This is a genomic window from Microbulbifer variabilis, assembly GCF_052468405.1.
Genome location: NZ_CP174343.1, coordinates 1,671,728 through 1,697,205 on the forward strand (window position 1 = coordinate 1,671,728; position 25,478 = coordinate 1,697,205).

A 25,478-nucleotide genomic window follows, 5' to 3' on the forward strand; every position below is an offset into this window, starting at 1 on the left:
TTAGCTTGTTGGGTTGATTGTACTCCCATGCAATAGAGTCGGGTCCAAATTTTCTCTCAGACCACTAACCTCTATACCCGTAACTTTGGTTGTAGGCCCGGGTTTGATATTAAATATGGAATCTTGATCGGTTAAACGTCGCACAGACTGCCAGTCCTGCTCACTGACTTCCATATGCACTTTACTCAGGCCAGTAGCACCATTTTTATGATTTGTTTTTTGGGGGTATTGAGGTGGGTTGTACGGACTCACTAAAAATGGCAGTCGCTCAGAGCGAGGATAAACAAAGCGAAAACTGGTTTTTTGTCCGTTTGGTTTGGTGCGTCGCCAGGGAATTGCTCGCCCAGTTTGAACCCCTTCACGGTTCATTACTGAAAGATCATTATCAAAATCGTCACTGACTAAGGCAACATCACAAAAACCTTCCCCCTCTTGCGACCAACGTATCATTCTACGTCCCGCGCCCCGGCCAGCAAAGACATCAATCAGCCATTTGAAATAGCGAGCATTAGATGGAGATGTCAACAACTCAATAATTGCCCCTTCACTGAACCAAATGTGCGCATGCTGGGCATTTTTTTCTTTTGTGGCGTAATCCACGGTAAAACCAAGCTGGCGAAAATCCTGTACAGCTTGATGAATATCCTTAACCCAGAGTAAAACATGGCTACAGCGTGTTTTCATAATAGTGCCTAGTTGTGTGGATTAGTTTAGGGGTAATATTACAATCAAGGGAATCCTAATTTAAGGGTCGGGTCGTCATTTTCTGGTAATTAATAATGAAAATAATTTATCGTGCATTCTTATTGTTAGGTAACTGATGCCAGTTGTGGAATATGTATAATATTTCTAAGTGACTTGACGGTAAAAGGGTTTTACTTAATGGGTACTCCAGAGAGGGCTAAGATTTAATGTTCAAGTGTGAAATGAAATGCCGAAACAAGGTGGTCGCATTGTTAGCCTCACAGAAAAAATAGCGAATCTAGATCATAATATGCTCCCCCATTTCTACTGTGCGGTTTGCCGGTATTCGGAAGTATGCTATCGCACTACTTGAGTTACGTACCATGGCTGAAAATAGTCTTTCCCGCCAGGGAGGCATATTACTGTAACCATGTTTTACTGGGATTATATTTGTTCTACAAAGGAAGAACGATGCTTTACTTGGATCGATATCCAATAAATGGGTGTTGTATAATCGCCGTAGGGCTCGCTCAACATCCGGATGCTCCATATAGCCATACCGAAGAATTAAGCGGTAGCACCCCTCCCTCAGCTTGCTAATGATAAACCGGTTCCGTGGTGCAACAAGGGGTGTGTTGGCAACTGTTACGATGAGAAATAATAATTTTTCGTGAAGGACCTTATTGTGCTTAAGATTGTAAATTAGGGCATGGGGAGTATAAATTTTGTTCGTGGTCACAAATACTGCTGTACCAGGAACACGGGTTGGTGGATCTTTAAATAGGGAAGTTAAAAATGGCTCGAGTTCATAGTCTTTGCTTTTTTGATAGCGCTCTATAGCCTTTTTGCCTTCCCGCCATGTCGTCATCAGTAGTCCAATTACGGCTCCTAAGGTTATTGAAAACCATCCGCCATGGCTGATTTTGGCAATATTGGAGGTGAAGAAAGATAGATCAATGAGGATAAAGAAAATTGCACCAAGGATACAGATAGGCAGGCTGTACTTCAGGTGGTGTCGATAGACAATGGCCGCAATACAGGTTGTAGTGAGCATTGTACCACTGACAGAGACACCATAGGCTCCTGCCAAGTTAGTCGAAGATCCAAACCCCAGGACCACAATAATTACCAGAACCATCAATATAAAATTTACGCCGGGCATATAAAATTGGCCAGCAAGATCCGAGGATGTATAACGTATTGCCAAGCGAGGCAGAAAGCCAAGTTGGATTGCCTGCTTGGTAAGAGAAAATGTACCGGAAATACAGGCTTGTGATGCGATACATGTGGCTGCAGTGGCTAAGGCGATCATCGGGAAAAGCGCCCAGACCGGGTACATACGAAAGAATGGGTTGTCGGAAGAAGAGGGGTCTACCATCAGAAGGGCGCCTTGCCCCATATAGTTCAGTGTCAGAGCCGGGAAGACCAGCCCTAGCCACGCGATACGTACTGGGGTGCGACCAAAGTGCCCCATATCGGTGTAGAGTGCCTCACCACCGGTGAATACCAGCAGTACAGCTCCAAGAATCCAAAATGAGGCTATACCGTGCCCGGTAAGGAATTTGAAAGCATGGATTGGGTTTAACGCATGAATTATTTCGGGTTTTTGCACGACCCAGGTGATACCGATAGTTAATAAAGACAGAAACCAAAGAGCGGTAATGGGGCCAAATAGTTTTCCGACGGTCTCTGTTCCAAATCGCTGTAGAAAGAAGAGTCCCAGTAGAATTCCAATCGCAATAGGTAAAACCATCGGCTTAAAAATATCTCCACCAATCTCAAGGCCCTCTATTGCAGAAAGGACGGAGATCGCTGGAGTTAAAACGGCGTCACCAAAGAATAGTGCAGCGCCACAAAGGCCAGCCAAAATAACGAACTTCCGTAGATACCTCCGATCTTGTATTGAGGAAAGAGCAAGCGTCAAAAGCGCCATAATCCCGCCTTCACCACGATTGTCCAGGCGCATCACCAGGATGACGTATTTGACAGTGACAATAATCACTAGAGCCCAAAAAACTGCCGAAACGCCTCCAATGATATTCTCATGGGTAAGTGGAATACCATGTCTTTGGTGGAAGATCAGCTTAAAGGCATAAAGAGGGCTAGTGCCAATATCACCGAAAACTACGCCAAGAGCAGCAAGGGAAAGCACCCAGTGCTTTTTTACGCCTTCCGAGCGCTTTTTCATTTGCAACTCTTACAATCCGGTGTCATACAGAGGCAGGGATCAACAATGTATTGATGGAAAGGACTCCCGTTATTAATAGTTCATTCCTTTGCCCTGATGTTAGAAACCATGTAGACCGAGCGGCCTGGTCCGCTATTGGGATCCTAAGAAGATGATTATTTTGAAGCCAATTTAATTTGGAGATTTTCGTCGCTCACTGGCAGTTCTGATTTAGAAAAATACTGGCAGTCATGTTGTAGGTCAGGAGCATCTGGTGCCCCACATCCTTTGGCGTCATCCAAGTAAGTGCTGGCAAAAGTGCCAGCGATCATAGGAGCCGTATCAATGAAAGCATCCGATCTATTTATTCATGCCCTGGAGGCTGAAGGCGTCGAATATATTTTCGGTATCCCCGGGGAGGAGAACCTGGATGTACTCGAGTCTTTACGTGGCTCCAAGATCAAGCTGGTTCTAACCCGTCACGAGCAGGGTGCCGGATTTATGGCTGCTACATATGGTCGTCTGACCGGTAGATCGGGCGTGTGTTTGGCGACTTTAGGGCCAGGCGCTACAAACTTGGTGACGGCAGCGGCCTATGCCCAGTTGGGTGGCATGCCAATGGTACTTGTCACTGGCCAAAAACCCATTAAGAGTTCCAAGCAAGGCCAATTCCAGATTATCAATATCGTGGATATGATGCGTCCGCTCACCAAGTACACCAAAACGATCGTTGGTGGGGACTATGTGCCATCTTATGTCAGGGAGGCATTCAGGCGTTCAGAAGAAGAGCGTCCAGGAGCAACACACCTTGAAATTCCTGAAGATATAGCTCGTGAGCACTCCACAATGCCAGTGCTGGAAGCAAGCTATACCCGCAGGCCCATCGCTGAAGAGAAAGCTATACGCCATGCTGCAGAAGCTATCTCAGGATCACGCAAGCCGTTATTGTTAATTGGTGCCGGTGCAAATCGAAAGCTCACGGCAAAGATGTTGCGTAAGTTCGTCGATAAGCTGGGGATTCCTGCGGTAACAACACAAATGGGTAAGGGGGTCATTGATGAATCCGGCCCACACTTTATTGGTAATACGGCGTTATCTGATGGAGATTTTGTACATCGGGCGATTGAGCAGGCAGACTTGATTATCAACGTAGGTCACGATGTAGTAGAAAAACCGCCATTCTTTATGCGTCCTGGGGGAGCGGAAGTTGTACATATCAACTTCAACTCTGCCCAGGTAGATCCGGTTTACTTCCCCCAAATCGAGGTTATAGGGGACATTGCCAACAGCCTTTGGCAATTAACTGAGCATCTGAAGCCACAGGAACACTGGAGCTTTACCGATGCCCACCGTATTCGCGCTGCATTGTTAAAGCAGATTGATGAAGCTTCCAAGATTGACACCTTCCCAATCCGCCCGCAGCGATTGGTCAGGGATGTGCGGGAAGTAATGCCAGAGAAGGGCATCATTGCCCTTGATAATGGCATGTTCAAAATCTGGTTTGCTCGTAATTACCCAGCACGATGCCCAAACACGGTACTTCTGGATAATGCGCTGGCCACTATGGGGGCTGGGTTGCCCTCGGCTATGGCAGCCAAACTGGTTAACCCTGATCGTCGTGTAGTCGCAATTTGTGGTGACGGTGGCTTTATGATGAACTCCCAGGAAATAGAGACGGCAGTTCGTTTAAAGATGGACCTGATCGTACTGATTTTGCGGGATGACGCCTACGGAATGATCAAGTGGAAGCAGGCTATGATGGAGTTCAGCGATTTCGGTCTGGACTTTGGCAACCCGGATTTTGTTGCCTATGCGCACTCCTATGGTGCTCATGGTCATCGTATCGAGGCAACAGGAGAACTAAAACCAATGATCGAGAAGTGCTGTAAAGAGGGTGGGGTACATCTGATTGATGTTCCTATGGACTACAGCCATAACGATCGCATCCTCAACCATGAGATTCGTGAGTTATCCAGCAAGCTGTAATATGGGGGCGCCAGGAGGGGCTAGTTGACTTTTAGCCTCTTCTTACACTCTTATACCGCTTTTGCGTTCTATCTATTGGTCTTTTTCCTGTTATTCCTACCCCATTTTTTTGATCAAGATTAAAAGTGGGTGTCTACTGATTGCTGGAGCTTTGCCATCGGCTCGATATGAGAGAAGTTATAGTGGGAAAGTAATCACCTTCAAAAAACCAAGTGTCAAGTTTCCGAGAATTATGATAGAAGAAACTCCTTAGGGTGATGAAATCGAGCGATCAGTAATAAAGTTATGAAAATTGTTTCCATCAATGTTTCCAAGAAGAGGGTTGTTGAATACAAAGGTGAGCCGGTCACCACCGGTATTTTTAAGAAACCGGTGAAAGGTAAAGTGCTTGTTAGTAAAGGCAATCTGGAAGGGGATGAACAGGCCGACCTAAAGCATCACGGCGGCGTTGATATGGCCGTTTATGCATTTGCCAGTAACCACTATGAATATTGGAAAGGAATTCTGGACAGAAGCGAATTACCTTATGGAGCTTTCGGTGAAAATTTAACGGTGACCGGGCTTATCGAAGAAAAGATTTTTATTGGTGACCGGTTTCGTGTGGGGGATTGCCTTCTGGAGGTGAGCCAGCCAAGAATCCCTTGCTTTAAGCTCAATATGGCATTAGACAGTGATAAGGCCGTTAAACTATTCAAAGAGTACTTCAACACAGGTGTATACTTCAGGGTACTTAAAGAAGGCTATATCGGGCAGGGAGATGAACTCAGGAAAGTAAAGGAGTTAACAGGCTCTATTAGCGTAAAGTCTGTGTTTAGGGCTCTATTTGACAAAGAGTATACGCGTAGTAAGCAGATTCTTGAAACTGCTTTTCAATTACAATCCCTTTCTCAGGAGTGGCGAGAAAAAGCGAAAAAACGTTTAAAGCGGGTTAGTTAGCCCAATGCCCAGATTTTTTTAAATAATCCTCTTGTAAAATATCCTGGACCGGCAGCCGCTTTGCAGCAGTATTTTTACTTGCTTTACCAGGAGACTTGCTTATCTAACTGTTGCAGGTTTTCCTTTCCTATATCGCATCATTAGTTGCAATTTTTTAAATAAGTTCCCTGGGTAATATGGCTAATTAGGCTTGAGGTATGGCCAAGTGGATCGTGAAAGATTGTAAAGGGATCTTTCCACAGCAGTAGGAACCGTGTAACTTTTTTCATATCGACATAAAAAATAAATAGAAAATTATTACAGTTAGGCTGTGTGAAGAAGGTGTTGTAAATGGTTGAGCTGGTAATATTTAGTTCAATGATCAATCAGAAATTTAGCCTAAAGCCCTTTTGCCTATATATTCCTTATTTTCACTGCAGAGTTATTCCAGCTTGCTTGATTAAAAGATAAAACTATGGCGCAAGAACAGTAGATTTCACTTAATAATGGTGTTTGTATCACTTTGTGCGATACGTCATTCGTGATTTTTAATTAATTATTACCCTTTAGTTTGTGGATTTGGGTTTAGAGGAGGTGTTTCTAAAAATTAGGAAATTTATGACCAAATTTGAAAGACATTAAATTGAATTGAAAGTTAATTTCCAGATATTTAATAAAGATATAAAGGTAAGATTCTGTGAGTAGTCCAGTTAAAAATTCCAAAATACAGCCCCAAACCGATATTTCAGTCTGCAGTTTGATCGCACAGCAAATGCTGGAGGCCCCTGATCGATTAGCCATTATCGATGGGAGAGCCAGTGTGAGTTTTAAGCGTCTGCTTCAACGGGCCAGTGCGATCTCAGCTGAACTTGAGATTCGTGGTATTAAGCCCGGATCTTTGGTCGGGGTTTGCATGAGCCGCTCCTGGGAGCTTGTGGCAACTTTAATTGGCGTAATGCGAGCGGGGTGTGCCTATGTACCTTTAGACCCCGCTTACCCTCAAGGTCGCATTCGTTACATGCTGGAACACTCACGTGCTTTGGCGGCTATCGTGGATAATGATAGCTCTGCTGACCTATGTCGCGAAGTGGGTGAGTTAATCTGGCTCGACAAAGTGAGCGACCAAGGGGAGGAGATTTTAGATAGTCATGCCAGGCCATCAGCAAATGACTTGGCCTATGTTATCTATACCTCTGGTTCTACTGGCAAACCAAAAGGTGTTGCAGTTGAGCATCGGTGTATTGTGGCAATGTGTCACTCTATGGGTGAGTTGTTCAGTGAGAAGGAACTCCAGGGAGTATTCGCAGGGGCCTCAGTCTGTTTCGATACTTCTGTAATGGAAATATTTGGCACCTTGTCACTCGGGGGCACGGTAATACTGGGTAAGAATATACTTGATTTGCCAAACCATCCGGCAGCGGATCAAGTAAGAACCTGTGTATCTGTGGCATCGGCAATGCAGACATTACTAGCCACTGAAAAGTTACCCGAGGGGCTTCAGTGCCTGGTATTTGGTGGTGAGGCGTTAAAGCGATCCCTGGTTGAACAGGTTTATTCATTGAAACCTGGGCTGCGGGTGTTCAATGCCTATGGCCCTACTGAGGATACGGTTTACTCAACAATTACCGAAGTTGAACCAGGCATCAAGGCGATTACGATTGGAAAATCAGTGCCAGGTTCCCGTGCGTATATTTTGAATGAGTCCATGCAACCGGTTTCTTCGGGTGAAGCCGGTGAGTTGTATCTGGCTGGAAGCAAACTGGCAAGAGGGTACTTATATGATGAAATTCTCACTAAGGAGCGTTTTATCGAGAGGGAATCTAGTGACCTTATCCCGGATCGCCGCTTGTACAGAACGGGAGACCTGTGTCAGTGGACGGAAAATGGTGAGATAGAATTTCTTGGTAGAGTTGATCAGCAGGTTAAGGTCAGGGGGTTCCGTATTGAGCTTGAGGAGATAGAGTCGACGCTTGAGACTATGCCGGGTATTGAATCTGCTGCAGCGGCCGCCGTAGATGGTGGCATTGGTCAGAAAATGCTTGCAGTCTACATTGTAAGCCGGGACAAGACGATAACAGATACAGCCGTTAAAGATTTCCTGGCGCAGCGGCTTCCGAAATATATGATCCCCCAAATCGTGAGGCACTTAGAAGCATTACCTGTGTTACCCAACGATAAGCTCGATCGCAAAAAGCTGATGAAACTAGAGGAGAGCTATGCTGGGTTGGGATCAAGTGTTGATACTGAGAACAGTACCAGTGACTTGATGCAACGCCTGATCGGTTCCAGCTCAGAACAGCAAGCAATTTTACTGTCGATTATTCAAAGAGAGGTGGCCGTACTCCTTAATTTTGCAGATCCAGAAGAAGTATTACCGGAACAATCTTTTTCTGGCCTCGGTCTCGACTCTCTCACAACCTTGGAATTGGCTCGGCGTTTGAGCAATAACCTGGGCCGTTCGGTTGCTTCCCAGGCGATTATGACTTACGCAACCCCAAATGCCCTGGCAAACCACATCCTTGGTGGTTTGAGTGATAATTCAGCTAAGGATTCGAATGAAAAAGTGAATCGTGCAGCATCGGATTCACTTGCCAGCTTCCAATCGCATATACAGTCTAGCCATCCGACTTTCCAGGCTGCAAAAGCACCGTCCTGGTCTGCACTGGATAAGAGTAAGCTGGTGCAAGAAGTCATGTATATGGTGAACGACCAGCGCCGAAACCCTTACAGTAAAGTGCTGCGCACAGGTAGTGCCACTCGGGGCACAGTGAGTGATGTTTACAATGATGAAGAGCAGGAAGCAATAATCTGGACAACCAATCTATATCTTGGTCTGAACCGGGATAAGGAAGTTATGGAGGAAGCCGCTTCCGCGGTAGCGAAGTTTGGCACTGGGATGGGTACTTCTGCCGCTGCGTCAGGTCTCACAGATCTCCACCTGGAGTTCGAGACTGAGTTTGCAGAGCTGGTAGGAAAACCGAGTGCATGCTTGTTCCCTACAGGGTATACCGCCAATGTTGGAGTGGTTGCAGGTCTTCTTGGTGAAGACGATGTGGTGGTTATAGACCAGCTTTGCCATGCATCTATTGTTGATGGTGCCCGTCTCTGTGGCGCAACAATCCGGACATTCAAGCATAATGATGCCGCCGACCTGGAGTCTGTGCTTGAGTCAGAAGTATCCCCATACCGTACAGTCCTCGTTGTTTTGGAAGGCGTATACAGCATGGGGGAGGGCGCCGCACCGGTAGCCAAAATTGTTCGTACAGCAAAGAAATATGATGCGCTCGTTTTGGTGGATGAGGCGCATTCCTTCGGATTCTATGGTGAACGTGGAGCGGGCATTTGTGCCGCGCAGGGAGTTACCGACCAGGTGGATTTCATTATGACGACGCTCAGTAAGGCGCTGGGCAGTCTTGGTGGCGTTATTGCCGCGAAGGAAGAGTATGTAGATCTTTTGAGGTCATCATCAAGAGCTTATATTTTCCAGGCTTCGATCAGCCCTGCAGATATTGCCGCGGCACTGACGGCTTTGCGGAGGCTTAGCACCGATGATGGCTTACGGGAGCGGCTCTGGGATACGACACGCTATATGCGGCAGCGGTTCGAACAAGCCGGCTATGATCTGGGGACAGGAGATGGGCCTATTGTTACGCCGCACTTTAGTAACAAAGATAAGCTGTTTGCAATAGTGCAGGAGTTATATAAACGCGGTGTCCAGACATCGGCGGTTACCTATCCCATAGTGGAGAGTGGGCGTGGCCGGCTCAGGCTTATTTGCTCAGCAGCTCATACGAAAGGGGATGTGGACAAGACCGTTGAAGCCCTGATCGAGGCGGAGCGGGAAGTTGATAACTTATTGGTTGCCACAAAAGAAAAAGCTATGGACCCGAGCATAGCGCAGTCCGAAGTGGAAGATTGGGCGAATAATTTCTCCAGCTATCTTAAACGATCATTAGCAGGAGGCTCAGCCCCAACTCCAAACCTGGCTATGTCTGTAAGTGTCACTGACCAGTCTGAGCCGGTAAGGATTTTGTACTACGACGGAAATGTGACCTTAAGTGATCATAAAATATCCGGCCTGCCTTCCTGCTCAATGCTCCTAAAAAGTAGCGATGCAGTTTCCGCCTTGCACTCCTCCGATGTACAAGGGTTACTGAAAAGCATCTGTGCAGGGAGTTGTGTTTTAAATGGTCAGGTGGAGGCATTTATTTGGTTTATCGCGCGCATGGTTGATCTGCGGCGGGGTTCAAACGAGTCAGCAGCTAGCCGGCTGCCTCATGAGCAAGTTGTCTGCTAGTTGAGTCGAAAATTAATCTGGATGATTGGCCCTAGCAAATACTGCGGGGCCTCTTTTGGATGCGTTATTGGCATCCATGCCCCATATGGCTCCAGGTGCAGTTGTAGCTTTGACATCTCACTCTTGAGGAAGCTTTCATGAGACGTAAGTTACTGATTTCTCACTTCTCCACTCTGGCTAAGTTTTGCCAACCCAGCTGAATTAGTAACAGGACCAATATTGCTGCGGCAGCAGTGATAAAAAATGGCAATCGAATATTCAATTCCATCGCTCCCCCACCGACCAGGGAAATCAGACTTGCTACCAGCGTAAAGCCCGCGGTGGCTATTCCCATTACCCAGCCCTGTTCAGTTTCATCGACGCTATTGGCAAATGTCTTCAAGAGGGCGGGGTAGGCGAGCCCAAAGCAGAGATAGGCAAAGAAAATGCTCAAGTAACAAAGCCAAATTTGATTACTGAATGCAAAGACTAAAGCGCTGCCTCCCATAACCAAGGCAGATAATTTGATAACCAATGGCTTGCTCCAGCGTGATAAGACTGGCTTAACCATAAACAGGCTGGATATCGCCACAGCAATGCCCATAGTCAGCATGGCCATGCTGGTCATCAGCAAGCCTGCCTGGAACCGGCTACTCAAGTAATTGGCGATAAAGATATAAAAGCTGAGGTGTACCAGCATAAAGCAGAGGTAGGCGGGGCAAAGCCTGATTACCCCTGGGCGGTCTTTTAAATGTATGAACTGTGTAAAGAGATCCAGGAATCGCAGCTTAAGCTGCATCGGCGCCTTTCGGCTGTCATGGAAGAAGAGCAAGATTAGGCATAGGGTGACGGCGACAAGCACTAGCGCAAAGTAGAAGGGCAGTTGAATGCTGGCGATATTCCCCAGTAGTTCTCTATCTGCCAACAAGCCAGCCATGATAGGGCCGGCAACCGCGCCGGCACTCATGCCGGCCACTAGAAGACCCAGGTTCCTGGAGGCTTCCAGTTCTGTCTTGCTGGCATCAATCATTGCCGCCTGCGCTATAGGCTGGTTGCCTGCAGTGAATCCGCTGACCACTCGCCCCAGGATCAGGAGCCAGAGGCTGCTGTTAACCAGAGAGAGGATAGTTATTGCATAACCAACAAGAGCACCTATCAGGCATAGCACCATAGCATTCTTGCGCCCAATACTATCGGATAGCTTTGCGATATACACAGAGCCGACAAACCAAGCCAGAAAGAAACTACAGATAACGACGCCATAATATAGATGCCGTGTCGCCTGGGGCGTATCTGTAGGTAAGAACTGGAATTTTGTCGACATAACCAGTTCATTGATAATTGGAAAAAGGAGTCCCTGGCCCATTAGGTCAACAAATACCACAGCCAGCAGGGCTAAGCGGCACATTGAAGACATGATGGGGGCCTCGCTTCTTGTTCGGTTATCAATTCCAATAACTGAATCAAGATAGCAGTTGGGGTGCTTTGACAGGAGTATCTACTGGAGCGGTAGGGCGATTGCTACTTTGCTTTTTTCGGGTGTTGGTATGGTGGAATTGCGCTTCCTTGCGTATTTTACTGTCTGGATTATCGATCAGCAGAGTTGTCGCTGGTTTTGGCGGATTTCGATCATCCAGCTTTCGGATACACCAGCGCTTTCAGCGAAGCCCGCCCATTTATTCACGGCTGCTGCTACCTCTTCAACAATATCCATTGGCCGCTTGATGCTGATTGCTCTCCCTACGGCAAGCAAATCTTCTAATTGGAAATTGTCGCGCTTACCATTGATACTCATCTGATGTTGACTGGTCCACGCGCCCCCCGGATTGTGGGCGTAGGTTACATCGAATGCGGGCGACAGAGACCATTCGCCTTCGGGGCCCATCAGGAATGCAATGTTCTTTGTGTGATCATCTTGGTTCCTGGCTAAAACATTGAATACCATTCGGCGATATTGCTGAATCGCTTCATTCTTGGGCAAGTAGAGTTCACGCATAACGCTGAAGGCCTGCTCGTAAGAGTGGGCGCCAGCCATATTGAAATCCAGGTGCGCGATGCCGCAGAGAGATTGCATATGTAGCTTCTTGCCATTCACGCGATCGAAGCGCCGCGTCATGAAATGTGCCCGGCCGTTTTCTTCGAGAAGCTGGCAGTCTGTCATGTTAATACCAGCCTCCAAGGCCATAAGATGGTATGCGTACTCAATCCTCCCGTACCCATCGGTGGCGCCGAGTTCCAGATCCCCGGCACCATCAAATTTCAGCAGCCAGTAGTCGTAATCTTTCGGCGCGGGAACTTGGCCCGAACGTATATCCCCCTCGCTATTCATAGCAATCACCGCTTTTGCTCTGGCGCCTCCAGCGCTGGTACCCACTCTTAATATGTCTAGCAATGCCCCGGATTTCTCGGTATCACTCTTTCCAAGTTGGGCGTTCAGGTCAGTTTGCCTGTGGGTAATGGCTGCAGCTAGTTTTACCAGCTCCTCAATATTGAGATCGACAGAATCCTTAAAGCTGCCATCCACCGCGGGCTGAAATTCCAGCGCTCCCATACCACGGGTACCGGTATAGCAAAGCCGCTCAATGGGGTTAAAGCTTTCCGGAGTCCGCCCCTGCCGAGCGAGCCAGGCATCAATAACGGCATTACCGAATTTGTCGGGCAGGCAGTCTGCAAGTAGCCCCGGCAGTCCCTTAAAGGTGTCCCGATTGAGTGTGCGGAACATATAGGGTTCTAATGGAGACTCGATAGGCATGGTAATAGGGGCAATATCCAGCCTGCGCTGTAAAAACTCTGGGGCATATTCAAAAGCACCATACCCGCTGTCGTCCCAATGGACAGCGCCAACTATTTCCCCCCACAGATGCACTACTGCAGTATTTGTTCGATTTACCATTCTGGCTTATCCCTCTTTTTAATGTTTCTTGCCGGGGTCTTGGGGGTGCCTTCATCAGCCCCCTCTTTAAGGGCTTTAGTGGCGCCAGAGGCTCTGGCTCTTTGCCGCTGCTTGCCATGCATAGCAAGTTGCATGGGACTAACAGTTGGAGCTGGGAGGAAAGCTTCCAGTGCATCCAGCCGTCGAAGCACTCTCAGTGCCGCAACCAGGCTGTCGAGCCTGCCGCGACCAGCCTCTAACCCTTTGATGGTGGAGGTAGATAAGCCGGCACGCTCAGCCATATCATCCTGGGTGAGGTTCATCCGCAAGCGGTACTCTTTGAGCCTGTTGCCCAGCGTATAGAGTATCTGTTTATCAGACTGTCCGTGGAAGGCCATTGTAGCTGTTATTCCATCTGTAAGTTACTAATCAGCTGTTTAATAGCTGCTTTTTGATCTATTAACACAAGTTAAAGTTATATGCTATTAGTAGTTAAAAATCCACCTTTTAACTAGCTTAAAATTAAATTATAGGTGGAAAAGCGGCTTTTATTCAGGGTAAAGGTCAATGCCAGGGGTAAAATCGATCTCGATACCTATGTTCATAATTAAAAGTCGGGGCAGCCTCAATCTATGGTCCTCCGAAGATCCTCGTGCAGGTGAAGGTGCTTGGGGCTACTTCAGGAGGAAAAGAGCTGTAGATCCTGGAAAGGGCTTTGAGCCTTACGAGATGCGTAAACAATGATGTCAAGGAGCTTAGTCTGTTCGCGCATTGTTCACCTGCAGCAACTCCTTCCTAAGAAGCGTTTAAGCTTAGAGGGTTTAACTATAACCTGACCTGGATGGTACTTGTGCACCGTATGAAAATTCAATCTGGAGTCAGCCAGGCAATATGTATCGATAAATAAATATTTAATTTTTAACTTAGAAGCCAATATTATTCGTGGGTATGTTATTCATCTGTAGAAGAAAATATTCTTCGAGTATAAAAATTCGAAGTTCCCAAGGCTATGAATAGCTTAGAAGATACTAAATAGATAGTTATTTTTATATATCAACTTGTGAACAATTTGTACTAAGTATGGTGGGTTCCCAGTCAAGTGGAGTTGGTTATAAAAATTTAGGGAAAAGAGTGAGTCTTCGAGTAAGCTTAATAGCCGCCTTGATAGAGACGAAGTAGAAAATATGGATGTGAAAAAAATGAAGTACGTACAGGAATACATTTTTTTAGTTTTGTTTTCCCTGTCATCCACTGTCAGTGCCATTGTTATCCGTGATGATATTGAAGATGAGAATTACCAAGTACCCACCTCAATACTGCCAGCATTGGCCGACTTTCCAGGAGAAGGGCACGGGGTCCTGATTTTTCCTCAGTGGGTTGTTACCGCGGCACATGTGACCTGTTCGAAACACCCTAAGGAGATCAATATTAATAGCCGGCCGCGTAAAATTGCGTCCGTATTCGTTCATTCTGGGCACAAAATGCTACCCGAAGCCCTTATCAAAGAGGCATTAGCTACAGGTGAAGGCATTAAGTTACAGGAATTCCTCGCAATGTCAGATGATATTGCGTTAATCAAGTTGGAAGAGCCAATCAATGATGTGGAGCCAATCCCTCTCTATCGTGGCAATGACGAACTTGGTAAGACTATCCAGTTAATCGGCAAGGGAAGCACGGGTAATGGTAAAGAGGGGCCAAAACCCAATAGCCCACATCGAACTTCTTTGCGTAGAGCCTTCAATGTTATCTCCAGTGTTGATATGCGCTGGATTTCCTACACATTTGATTCGCCAGCATCTGCTGTTTCACTTGAGGGTATGGCTGGCAATGGCGATAGTGGCAGCCCGGTTCTTATCGAGGAAGAACAAGGATGGCAGCTTGCTGGTCTTGTTGCTTGGGTTTCCAGCAACAGGGATTTGCGCACGTATCACGGTGGGCGTTATGGCGATAGAGGAAATAACGTTCGCATCTCTCACTATATAGACTGGATCGATAGTACTATATCTGCCGATGAGCAGGAGCGGAGTTTAGAGTCGGCCGAAGATAAATGATTGGTTCCTATGATAATGGGAAAAGGCCTGACGGTGATCTGAGGTTAGATTTGGAGTAAGTATAATGTATGAGATGTTAGTAGGCCTGGAAGTAAGTAATGATGATATTTACCAAGCGTATCGCGATGCGATGACGCCTATATTAGAAGCGTATGATGGCTCATTTGGATATGATTTCAGGGTGTCAGAGGTGTTGAAGTCTGAAAGCAGTTTGGAGATTAATCGCGTATTTACGATCAGGTTTCCAACTGAAGAGATGATGAGCAAATTCTTCTCCGACCCTGAATACCGAACTATAAAGGAAAAGTACTTCGAGTTATCAGTGCAGAGCACTACGATTATAGCCGGTTATGAGAAGCATATTTAAAAGAGCAAAATAATTAATTTTACCTCGCAACACTTGGTATAGCTCAGTATATTAATGATTAAAGGATTAGCAATATAAGAGAGTTGGTCTTCAATGGATAAATAGACCAGCAAGCTGGAGATGCGGATAACTAGTAATTGTTCTGGTTGGAATAGTGCCATACAATTTTGGTGTTTGTTTAGTAATGTTGTTATTAAGTAAATGATAAATTTGTGAATTAGAGGATGGCCGGAGAGATCATGGAAGCAAATATTCAGTTAATTCAGCCGATAATAGCGCTAGTGATTTGGTCTCTGGTAATGTGGCTATGGATGTACGCTACGAGATTGCCAGCTATTGCCGCTATGAAAATGAAGTTAGATCCCGAGGCACCAGCTGGCACTCAAATGTCGAAACTTCCGCCAAGAGTTCGCTGGAAAGCGGATAATTACAATCATCTACTGGAGCAGCCTACTGTCTTCTATGCCATTGTGCTTTCTCTAACTTTCCTTGATGGAGCTACAGAGGTGAATGTTATTGCTTCTTGGCTGTATGTTGGATTGCGGATACTTCATAGTCTTGTCCAGGTCTTGTGGAATAAGATTGAAATTCGTTTTGTTATTTTCTTTTTATCCAATATTCCGTTATTCATTTTAGCTTTCAGCGCGGCAAAAATAGCATTCTAAAGGGAAAAGAAAAATAGGTGATTTGAACAACCCTTTTACTAAAGCCGTTTGCCGCTTCCGTTAGGTCATTATTTTTTCTGGTTGTATATAAAACGATCTATTTGGGTTGTGCTTACACTTTGGATAAACCATTTTAACCAATGAAGTGGTAAATAGTGTCAAAGGATATACTTAATTGAATTTTTCCGGTTAACTGTGGTGCTAAATATATACAGGTAAATTATATGATCGATGATAATGCAATTTCAGTCGGTGGTTGTTTATGTGGAGCTGTACGATACGAGGTGAAAGGGCCGCTGCGAAACGTAGTAAACTGTCATTGTAATATGTGTCAAAAGCTACATGGAAACTTTGGTCCCCACACAAAAGCTCGCAAAGTTAATATTAAGATAACAAAAGATGACGGGTTAGCTTGGTATAAAACATCAGACATTGCTCGCAGGGGGTTTTGCCGGGAGTGTGGCTCAGGGCTTTTTTGGGAGCCGTATGAGCTTGATGCAACTGGAATTATTGCTGGATCACTGGATGGCCCGACCGGGTTGAAAACCATGGGGCATATATTTGTCAGCGAAAAGTCTGATTTTTACGATATTGAGGATAAACATCCTCAGTTTCAACAGTCATCAAATGGCCAATTAGTTAACGACTATAAGTAGGCAGATATTGTAACTATGAATGATGTGGTTTAGTACTTTTACCGCACTACAAACTTTGTAGGATTATGCAAGGAAGCATTGGACTCCATAGAATACTTAATAGCAAACCTAATATAAGGGAGCTGCTACTATGACGACAGTAATTGATGTATGGGCTCAGCATCCAACAAAGCGTTTTCTTTCTGAGCCCTTTTTAGATACATTGAAGAGGTGGACACGACAAGACTTTGAAGAGTTGCCTCTGGAGTGGACATTGCTGGCGATGGAATCAGCGAATGTCTCCAAGGCGCTTATCTCTGCTTGGTATGGTCCTAGCGGAGCATTGATTAGTAATGAAGAAGTTCTTGCAATAACCTCGACTCACCCAGACAAATTTTCTGGGCTTGCCTCAGTTGATTTGAGAAACCCCATAGAGGCAGTTCAAGAGTTACGTAAATATGTCTGTGAGCATGACTTTAAGGGCTTGCGCATCGTGCAGTGGCTGTGGGAGCTTCCATGTACGCATCCCCTTTATTATCCACTGTATGCCGCTTGCGTTGAGCTGGATGTACCTGTTTGTTTGCAAGTTGGGCTCACAGGCCCCTTACGCAGTTCTGAATCCGGTCGCCCTATTCATATCGAAAGAGTAGCGCTTGACTTCCCAGATTTGAAGATAGTTTGTGGTCATATAGGTTATCCTTGGCATAACGAGATGATCGCTTTCGCCACCAAGTTTCCAAATGTGTATATAGATACTTCTGCATATAAACCTAAGCGATACCCCAAAGAGTTGGTTTCATTTATGAAGGCCCATGGCAAGAATAAAGTGATGTTTGGCACTAACTACCCGATGCTGACACCGGAAGCCTGCATGAAAGAGATGCATCTGTTGGAGCTGGATGAAGAGGTATCGGAGTTTTTTTTGTATAAGAATGCTGAGAGAGTTTTTAAGCTTTAGTCTGTCCGCTCTAATGACGTCGGCTTTTCAAGACTTCACCTGGCGGTAGCCTGCCTGGTTAGCGAGTCCCAACAGATGAAGCCATTGTAAGCAATCGTATAGTTTAGAATGCAAAAGTGATTTTATACTTTACTTTTATTTTCTATATATCACTATGCGGACCAAACACTTCATAAAATATCCTACCGGAATCAACTCCTAGTTCCATAAGTTGTTCCTTAATATTCTTCATGAAACCTGTTGGGCCGCATAAATAGAAATCGCCCTGGGTAATGGGCAGCTGTTCCCGGATAAAATCCAGATGCATAAGTCCGGAAAAGCTGTCTCCTTTAGCGCCTGAAGCATACCAGTAGTAGTGTTTTATGTTTGAATTGACTGAAGATAGTTCCGCAAGTCGTTCCTTGAACGAGTGTTGCTCTTCTTTCTCGCAGGCATGCAAGAACGTAATTTTCCTGCCTGGCTCTTTTTCATGTATGGATTCCAGCATGGAGAGCAAAGGAGTTAGGCCAACACCTGCAGAAATCAATACAATTGGCTTTATTGAATCTTTTAGAAAAAATGCGCCGCTTGGTGGGTAGGCCTCCAGGATATCCCCAACCTCCACAGTTTCATGTAAGTAAGAGGAGACAATACCATCTCTAGGCTGGCTTTCTCTTTTTACGCTGATTCTATAGGTTGCACTATTGGGTTTATCGGAGAGTGAATATTGACGGATCTCAAGGTATTCATGTTTTGGAGGTTTTACCCGAATTCCCAGGTATTGGCCAGGTTGATAATCAATTACACCATTTCCATCCTCTGGTCTTAAGAGAAAGCTGGTAACCAGCTCAGACTCTACGGTTTTATCCTCTACAATAAACTGCCTGGGGCCATGCCAGCCTCCGAAGGTATTTCTTGAGAAGTCATAGAGTTCATATTCTCGCTCTATTAATAACTTCGCAAATAGGTTATAAGCTCTTTGCCAAGCATCAATAACTTCTGAGGTGAATGTATCCGGCATAACCTCCACGAGAGTGGCAAGCAGATGGTCTCCTACGATTTCGTATTGCTCAGGCTGAATAAAATAGCTGGTATGCTTTTGAGCAACCCTCTCAATTAACGGATCCAGGACTGGGAGGTTGTCAATATTCCTTGAGAAAGTTGATATGGCACTGAAGAGGGCAAATGGCTGTTTACCACTTTCCTGATTGCTCATATTGAATATATTTTTTAACTCAGGATTGCAGGAGAACATTCTATTGTAGAAATACTTTGTGATATCTACGCCTGCACTATCGAGTACTGGACTTGTGGCTTTAACAATTTTGATTTCTCTAGATGTCAACATGATTTGCTCCTATATACATCTAACGGAAAATTTATCGTGGACAATCCGAAACAGAGGCATTAGTCCAATGCCTGTAAAAATTGCTGATAGTTGCGTTCAGCCAATAAGTGAGAAAGCGGCTACTTATTTCACCTCTAAAGAGAGGCTATATTGTGCGACGCAGCGGCTTATGTATCCGATTTTTATTAGTGTCGCGCTGATCACCATAAAGATATGGCCAGCGACTTGTGCCGGAAGGGAGAAATAGTGGGACATGGGGTAGCAGATAACGACAGTTACTATCAAAAAAGGAACTGACAGTAGAAGGGTCAGATTGCCAGCTTTGAGCAGAAGTTCGAAGCGTCTGCGCAGGACAGGGTTTTCAGTGTCGAGCATTTTTAACCTCTATGGCAATTTTGGTTTCGCTATATAACTAGCAAGCCCCATGCCAAAAATAAAAATGCTTATAAATCAATAAGTTGAAGATTTTTTTCGGTTTTAACATGTCATTATGACTTGATAACTTTATGTGTCATAATGACCTCAATAGATCATATGGACCTATGCATGTATGACAGATATCAACGCCAATCTCCTGTTGGAAGTAGCATTGGATCTGGCTAATAGCCTGAACAACAGCGACCGCTTTGAACGCCTGCTCTCTACTATCCGCAAAGCCATCAAGTGTGATGCCGTGGCCCTATTGGGGTTAAATGAGAATGTACTTACCCCCCTGGCGGTACAAGGGCTTGCCAGAAGAACGCTTGGCCGCCGTTTTGTAGTCAATGAACATCCGCGCCTTGCCCAGATCTGTGCCTCAGAAAATCCAGTTCGCTTCCCATCAGATTGTGATTTGCCAGACCCTTTTGATGGCTTACTACTGGATAGGGAAGGGGACTTGCCGGTGCACTCTTGCATGGGTTTGCCCCTGTATTCTGATAACCACTTGGTGGGCTTGCTAACTCTCGATAGCATGGCTTCAGATGCTTATGGCCAAATTAGTGACAGAACCCTTGAGTTGATAGCAGCCCTTTCTGCAGCAACACTAAAAACAGCTTTGGAGTTAAAAGAGCTTTCCCTTTCTGCAGAACATGCAGAACAGTTGGTAAAAGAACTGACACAGGAGGCTTTTCTACGAGATGGTGGGGAGCTCATTGGAGAGAGCCGAGTCATGAAAGCCCTGCGCAGTGATATTGAGCTGGTAGCAGGTTCTGACTACAACGTCCTGATCCTTGGAGAGACAGGTGTCGGCAAGGAGTTAGTGGCTCGCACTGTACATAGGCTCTCTTCTCGCAGGGAAAAACCACTTGTTTACCTCAATTGCGCATCCTTAACGGAGACTCTGGCTGAGGCAGAGCTTTTTGGACATGCAAAGGGCGCTTTCACGGGGGCGGATCGCGAGCGGCCAGGTAAATTCCTTCTGGCGAACGGTGGAACTATTTTCCTTGATGAGGTGGGCGAGCTACCTTTAGCTGTACAGAGTAAATTGCTGAGGGTGCTGCAAAGCGGTGAAATCCAGCCGGTTGGTAAAGATACAGTCCAGCATGTCGATGTCAGGATAGTTGCCGCAACAAACCGGGAGCTGTTGAAGGAAATAGAAGACGGAGGTTTCAGGGCCGACTTGTATCACCGTCTTTCTGTATATCCACTGGAAGTTCCACCCTTATCACAAAGAGAGAATGATGTTCTGTTACTGGCGGATTACTTCCTGGAAAAGTCCCGTAGAAAGCTGGGCTTTCGTCAACTCAGATTGTCGGCAGAGGCCTCACGTAAATTAAAGCGTTATGGTTGGCCGGGGAATGTAAGGGAGTTGGAGCATATCATTAGTCGTGCAGCCTTGAAGGCCAGAAAGGGCTCCTCTCCGTCAGAGATTGTATCGTTAACCGCTGCGCATATAGAGATTCCTGACGATATCATGGCACAGCCAGAGTTTGAGAAACCGGCTCAACCACCGCTGGAAGTTGTGAATCTCAGGTCTGCGACCGAGGATTATCAGCGCGATCTTATAAAGCATACGCTGACTAACTGTGATGGGAATTGGAGTCGAGCTGCAAAATTGCTTTCTATGGATAGAGGAAATTTGGTTCGTCTTGCAAAACGATTGGGCGTCTATATCAAGAAAGAGGTTGTGGGCGGAAAGTGATGTTATGATTGCGTAATATAAATCTCACTTTTTTACAGTTAAGAGAAAGGCATGAATAAGGATATTACGTTTTCAATGGCTATTGGATTGCTAGCTTTATTAGTTGGCGTGGTGACCTTCATGTATAACTGGCTTATTGTCGGTGGTGGTTGGGAGTATTTGGGAGTCTTCCTATTTCCAGGAAATCTAGTCTTATCTCTGTTCACAGAAGAAATAGATTTTTGGCCAAAGTTTGCTTTACAAATGAGTGGCCAGTTTTCAGTAATTTTTTCTGTTGCTTACTTGGCGAGGCGGGCTTTGAAGGAAGTCGTCAGCTAATAGAGTGCTCATAAGTTCTTTTTAAAGTTGAGTTGTTAGTGCTGCTAATTAAATAACGGTTTGAATTTTAACAGAATCTTTATTGTCTAATAGGATTGGGTGAGAGCAAGTAAGTTACTCACTTTTTGCGAGTGATTATAAATCAATCCTATTCGGCGACACACAATATATCAAATAAGTGCCAGCTAAATCAAAAGATGGAAAGGGGTTGGTCTCTACATCTTTTATTAAGCTAGATGGTATTGTTGGCTTTCAAAAAGCGGGTATTTCTTGAGGAAAGCGTATCTGGGCATGATAAATTAAATATTTTGTGAATTCTTTTAAAGATATACTCCTATACGCTCAAGTTAAAAAGACAATTACATTTTTAATGAGGATGAATGGCTGCAATGCTGTAGAGCTTTTGCTCCGCGAAGAGACGATTAACCCAAGTCATTGTAGTGCACACGCTCGACGCAAATTTGCACCAATTTCCAAGTCTACACAGAACAGGCGGACTGGCCAAGCAGGTTATGTACTTTTATAGGAAACTATATCGGATAGATTCAAAAGCCGGAGGTGATAGCTAACTGCAAAGCAGTGATGTGATTTACGGCAGGAGGAGTCCAGGCCGATTGCGGCTATCCGTAAAACAGGCTAGATGAAAAGTAATCAAAGCTACTACCCAAGTCTCCACTCAGTAAAGCCATAGAATACGGCCTAAAGCACTGGAAAGGACTTTATGAGCTTTTGAAGGGTGGCCGCATCGAAATCGAAACCAATTTGACTGAATAAAAAATCAAACCCTTCGTAAGGTATCGAAAAAACTACCTGTAAGCATCTTCACTCGAAGGGGTTGATTCACTGTACTTGCACTTTAGCTATTTTGTAAATAGCCAAGATCTACGGTATTGCTACATATAAGTATTATGTGGAGGTACTTGGAAAGTTCCACGCAATCAGTCTGTAGAGAGCTATGAAACATTACTACCCTGGAATTCTAGCCTAACAAAGTTGGGCTGGGAGAGTCGGATTGATATTTTCTGCTAACAATATAAACTATTGGCGACCCCCTTTCTTGCTAGGCATCCTTTGAATGTACCCTCAATCTTGTAATTCCTGAACTTCAAATACAATTTTATCCTGCGAGATGGTAAGATTGCTTGCAATACATTGTATAGCCGCACTCAATGTTTGTACGAATTTCACTCATAAGTGATTTCTACTACTTGAGTAACAACTAGTTAAATACAACTAAAATAGAGAACTAAGTATGAACATCAAATTAATGCCAGCTATTACTGCTGCTATTTTGCTGGCTGGCTGCTCTGCTACACAAAATACAGAGGATTCAAAGCCTAATGGGAATGATAAAACGGGTAGTTCATGGGGAATTTTAAGTTTAGATAATCTTCCATCTTGGATTCAAGATGAGATGCTGAAAGATAAAATTGTTGATAATAAGTCTTCACTTGAAGTTGAAGGTCTTAATTTCAAAAGAGAAATTTTAGGTAAGGTTGCGGCTTCAAAAAATAGTGATGGAACCTGGTATTACCTAATTGATATTGATACCTCTGTCCCAATTGAGTGTTATATTTTTAATGAATATGATGGCCCAGCAAATTCTCTTTATGGGTTGATTGATAGCAGTTTGGCTCAGGCTGAAGAGCTTAATAATAAATCACTTTCAGCCCGTTTTAACTATGCTGTTGATGTCGGCATTACCGAGAATACACCTTATCTATCACTAGATACCCTTTATTTTCTTGGCGAAAAAAGTGAAGCTGTAGCAGGGTTAATGAAGGGCTTGTCAGCGGAAGTTGATGGGAACCTACAGGTCTGTCTGCATAATCAAATGGGATACCACCAGGCTTTTGTTGATGTTTTTGAATCATTTATAGGCGTATCCACAGTAAACAATCAAAGTGCGGAGTTCTTTGAGTCTGTTCATCAGATGAAGCTTAATGATATATCTGTTGGATATAGCTATGAAAAATATACTACAGATGATGAAGGTGATATCAATATTCAAAGCAGAGCCGCCTTTATTTTCCCAGTTGATGCCAGCTCTATATCCGCTTCAGACTTTGTATCTTCTTCCTGGAGTAGGCCGGATGGTTATTTAATTAATGCTTCAGAATATTCAATTGATAATGGTGAGCTGACTTCACATTATTCAATTAAGAACCAAAATGATAAGTGGCTGGTAGGAGGTGAATTCCAGGGCAAAAAGATCAATTCTGAACTGGATTATACCGGTATGTTATTGTCAAACTTTGGTAGTTATCTTCAAACAGCCCACTTAAACGTGTCAGATCAGGATTCTGCTGAATTTTATATGTGGCTATCTGATGCGGACCCTACATCAGCACAAAAAGTCCTGGTAAGCAAGCTGACTGATAACCCCAGTGCAAACTTTAAAATGGATATAGGCCCGATTGTTATGAAATTTACCGCTGAAGACAGTGGGATTTTCAAGCAGGGAACTATGAAGCAAGGGCCGCTTGTGCTGGATATGGAATTATTGCATGTAAAAGGTGAGCCTAAACTGCCATGAAGCAGTTTTTTCCGCTCCTATTAACTTTGTTGGCACTTGATGTAAATGCACAGAGTGTTCCATTCTTTGCTGAATTGAGCACAGAGCTTGCAACTGATCAGCCTCTGCCTCTTGCTGATACTATTCACTTTGAGCTAGTTTCACCAGAGGCACAAAGGATTGCTACAGCTTTGTTGGATTGGAAGGGCATCACTGTTGAGCACATTAAAGGTGAGTCCTTGTTTATTACCATGAGAACTAAGCCGAACTTTTTTGGTGAAGTTCATGCAAAATATAGAGAGAATAGTTTTGTAATTGACCTGGATGAGGAGAGTACAAAGGATTTTACTTCCGGCTTTACAAGTGGAGTCAGTGAAAATTGGACATTAACAGAGCTGGAATCATATGTAGATGATTATATTGAATATCCTACATATATCCATGGCTTTAATATAGCTTCAGTGGTGGCTACCCAACGTAGCGGCGACTGTACGGAGTATGCGGTGCTTACTACTGCACTTGCTCGATCATTAAATCTTCCTGCAAGAGTTGTTTTAGGCACCGTAATACTTGAAGATAAAGAACAGGTAACGTCTTTTGGCCATGCCTGGGCGGAAGTATGGCATAAAGGCCAATGGCATATTCTTGATTCAGCCTTATACCGCTCTAATGCAGTTCGGCATTTTTATTTGCCGGCAAGTGAGCTGGATAAAGAAGGGCCAGGGTTTTCTTTATCATTGATGAGATCAATTCAATTGTTTCCACAGAGAATAGAGAATATTAAGGCAGTTAAAATTAATTAAATGTTATCTGTTAGCTTATCTATAAGATTTATTTCATGGTAAAATGGCCTGATCAGTGAGCTTTGCTGATCAAGCTTTTTTATATGTACTCCAGGTTTTTCTGTCACTGCGAGAGAATACCCAGTATAGCTTTTGGACTAGTGCGAAGTTACCATTCGCGGTCCAAATTTATAGGTTCCATTAGTGTCCCGCCTGCTGATACAACGGATGCTCTGAGCGGCAGGCTGATAGCTGTATAGTTCTGATTTGTTGATATTCAGTTCCATAGCAAGGTTGTAAGTCGGTTACTTCGAGATTGCCATGGGTAATGGTACTGGCCGTACACTTCAACACAGAAGATGAACTTGCCGAGATCGACGGCGTGCTTAATCTTATTACAAATTGCTGGCGTTAGGCTGCTAACAACGAATACCGGTTTAGATAAATAAGAACTTTGGGCTTGCTTTATTTAATTGTCGAATGCCGAGCTATCTCTAGACAGCCAGTATCGATATCCTCCAAAAATTATATTGTCTGTTATAGTGATTTTAATGGCACGATAATTTCAACGGGCGATATTTAATACATTAGTAAAACCACTGGAATAAAAATTGATAAGGGGGCAGTTGTTAAGTAATCAAGATGCTTATACTAAGCTTCAGTGATTTGAATCCTTGGTAAAAAGATAAACGATTATATTTTGGTTATCCTGAGCGGTGATCCAAATTTTACTATCTTGAAGTCAAAGCTGTCTTGTTTTTAGTGCTCCCTAATTCTTAGAGGTATAAGCGCTGTATTTTTTGATGTAAATAAAAATTTCTGAGTCCATTATTGAAAT

Annotated in this window: 18 protein-coding genes and 1 pseudogene; 13 read left to right on the top strand and 6 right to left on the bottom strand. The window is 44.6% G+C overall.

Annotated elements, in window-relative coordinates:
• Complete coding sequence (locus ACJJJB_RS07765; RefSeq protein ID WP_444946855.1) at positions 1-684, bottom strand: VOC family protein; 684 nt, start codon at positions 682-684, stop codon at positions 1-3.
• A gap of 298 nt (positions 685-982) precedes the next feature.
• Complete coding sequence (locus ACJJJB_RS07770; protein ID WP_020415364.1) at positions 983-2,872, bottom strand: potassium transporter Kup; 1,890 nt, start codon at positions 2,870-2,872, stop codon at positions 983-985.
• Positions 2,873-3,196: 324 nt separating this feature from the next.
• On the opposite strand from ACJJJB_RS07770, the gene ACJJJB_RS07775 reads away from it, so the two are divergent.
• The 3 genes from ACJJJB_RS07775 (at position 3,197) to ACJJJB_RS07785 (ending at position 10,049) form a co-directional block, all read left to right on the top strand.
• The gene (locus ACJJJB_RS07775) at positions 3,197-4,837 is read left to right on the top strand and encodes an acetolactate synthase large subunit (protein WP_282950633.1); all 1,641 of its coding nucleotides are present in this window, start codon (positions 3,197-3,199) and stop codon (positions 4,835-4,837) included.
• Between the two features lie 285 nt (positions 4,838-5,122).
• Positions 5,123-5,773, top strand: coding sequence for an MOSC domain-containing protein (locus tag ACJJJB_RS07780; RefSeq protein WP_445365997.1), 651 nt, complete (start codon positions 5,123-5,125; stop codon positions 5,771-5,773).
• A 676-nt stretch (positions 5,774-6,449) separates the two neighbouring features.
• Positions 6,450-10,049, top strand: a complete 3,600-nt coding sequence (locus ACJJJB_RS07785; protein WP_445365998.1) for an amino acid adenylation domain-containing protein — start codon at positions 6,450-6,452, stop codon at positions 10,047-10,049.
• A gap of 160 nt (positions 10,050-10,209) precedes the next feature.
• Here ACJJJB_RS07785 and ACJJJB_RS07790 read toward each other — a convergent pair whose 3' ends face one another.
• From ACJJJB_RS07790 to ACJJJB_RS07800, 3 genes are all read right to left on the bottom strand, one after another.
• Positions 10,210-11,445: an MFS transporter gene (locus ACJJJB_RS07790; protein WP_445365999.1), complete on the bottom strand. Its 1,236-nt coding sequence runs from the start codon at positions 11,443-11,445 to the stop codon at positions 10,210-10,212.
• Positions 11,446-11,622: 177 nt separating this feature from the next.
• On the bottom strand, positions 11,623-12,921 hold the full coding sequence (locus ACJJJB_RS07795; protein WP_445366000.1) for a type II toxin-antitoxin system HipA family toxin: 1,299 nt from the start codon (positions 12,919-12,921) through the stop codon (positions 11,623-11,625).
• Positions 12,915-13,298, bottom strand: a complete 384-nt coding sequence (locus tag ACJJJB_RS07800; RefSeq protein WP_445366001.1) for a helix-turn-helix transcriptional regulator — start codon at positions 13,296-13,298, stop codon at positions 12,915-12,917. The genes ACJJJB_RS07795 and ACJJJB_RS07800 overlap by 7 nt, the downstream gene beginning before the upstream one ends.
• A gap of 801 nt (positions 13,299-14,099) precedes the next feature.
• Here ACJJJB_RS07800 and ACJJJB_RS07805 point away from each other — a divergent pair.
• The 5 genes from ACJJJB_RS07805 (at position 14,100) to ACJJJB_RS07825 (ending at position 17,576) form a co-directional block, all read left to right on the top strand.
• Positions 14,100-14,951, top strand: coding sequence for a S1 family peptidase (locus tag ACJJJB_RS07805; RefSeq protein ID WP_040629505.1), 852 nt, complete (start codon positions 14,100-14,102; stop codon positions 14,949-14,951).
• Between the two features lie 64 nt (positions 14,952-15,015).
• On the top strand, positions 15,016-15,318 hold the full coding sequence (locus tag ACJJJB_RS07810; protein ID WP_353375403.1) for a DUF1330 domain-containing protein: 303 nt from the start codon (positions 15,016-15,018) through the stop codon (positions 15,316-15,318).
• 239 nt (positions 15,319-15,557) lie between these two features.
• Complete coding sequence (locus ACJJJB_RS07815; RefSeq protein ID WP_444946850.1) at positions 15,558-15,983, top strand: MAPEG family protein; 426 nt, start codon at positions 15,558-15,560, stop codon at positions 15,981-15,983.
• A gap of 224 nt (positions 15,984-16,207) precedes the next feature.
• Positions 16,208-16,639: a GFA family protein gene (locus tag ACJJJB_RS07820; RefSeq protein WP_020415376.1), complete on the top strand. Its 432-nt coding sequence runs from the start codon at positions 16,208-16,210 to the stop codon at positions 16,637-16,639.
• A gap of 130 nt (positions 16,640-16,769) precedes the next feature.
• Complete coding sequence (locus ACJJJB_RS07825; protein WP_353375405.1) at positions 16,770-17,576, top strand: amidohydrolase family protein; 807 nt, start codon at positions 16,770-16,772, stop codon at positions 17,574-17,576.
• Positions 17,577-17,718: 142 nt separating this feature from the next.
• Here ACJJJB_RS07825 and hmpA read toward each other — a convergent pair whose 3' ends face one another.
• A complete protein-coding gene (gene hmpA / locus ACJJJB_RS07830) occupies positions 17,719-18,903 on the bottom strand; it encodes an NO-inducible flavohemoprotein (RefSeq protein ID WP_020415378.1) in 1,185 nt (394 codons plus the stop codon).
• Between the two features lie 550 nt (positions 18,904-19,453).
• On the opposite strand from hmpA, the gene norR reads away from it, so the two are divergent.
• The 5 genes and pseudogenes from norR to ACJJJB_RS07855 all read left to right on the top strand — a co-directional run bounded on the left by norR (position 19,454) and on the right by ACJJJB_RS07855 (position 24,661).
• Positions 19,454-21,025: a nitric oxide reductase transcriptional regulator NorR gene (norR, locus tag ACJJJB_RS07835; protein ID WP_445366002.1), complete on the top strand. Its 1,572-nt coding sequence runs from the start codon at positions 19,454-19,456 to the stop codon at positions 21,023-21,025.
• 51 nt (positions 21,026-21,076) lie between these two features.
• Positions 21,077-21,343 carry a hypothetical protein gene (locus ACJJJB_RS07840; protein ID WP_444946846.1) on the top strand — a complete coding sequence of 89 codons (267 nt, stop codon included), beginning with the start codon at positions 21,077-21,079 and terminating at the stop codon, positions 21,341-21,343.
• 666 nt (positions 21,344-22,009) lie between these two features.
• Positions 22,010-22,117 (top strand): annotated as a pseudogene (locus tag ACJJJB_RS07845) (IS66 family transposase); the annotation flags it as partial.
• 478 nt (positions 22,118-22,595) lie between these two features.
• Complete coding sequence (locus tag ACJJJB_RS07850) at positions 22,596-23,879, top strand: hypothetical protein (protein WP_445366003.1); 1,284 nt, start codon at positions 22,596-22,598, stop codon at positions 23,877-23,879.
• On the top strand, positions 23,876-24,661 hold the full coding sequence (locus ACJJJB_RS07855) for a transglutaminase-like domain-containing protein (protein WP_444946844.1): 786 nt from the start codon (positions 23,876-23,878) through the stop codon (positions 24,659-24,661). The genes ACJJJB_RS07850 and ACJJJB_RS07855 overlap by 4 nt, the downstream gene beginning before the upstream one ends.
• The last annotated feature ends 817 nt before the right edge of the window (positions 24,662-25,478 follow it).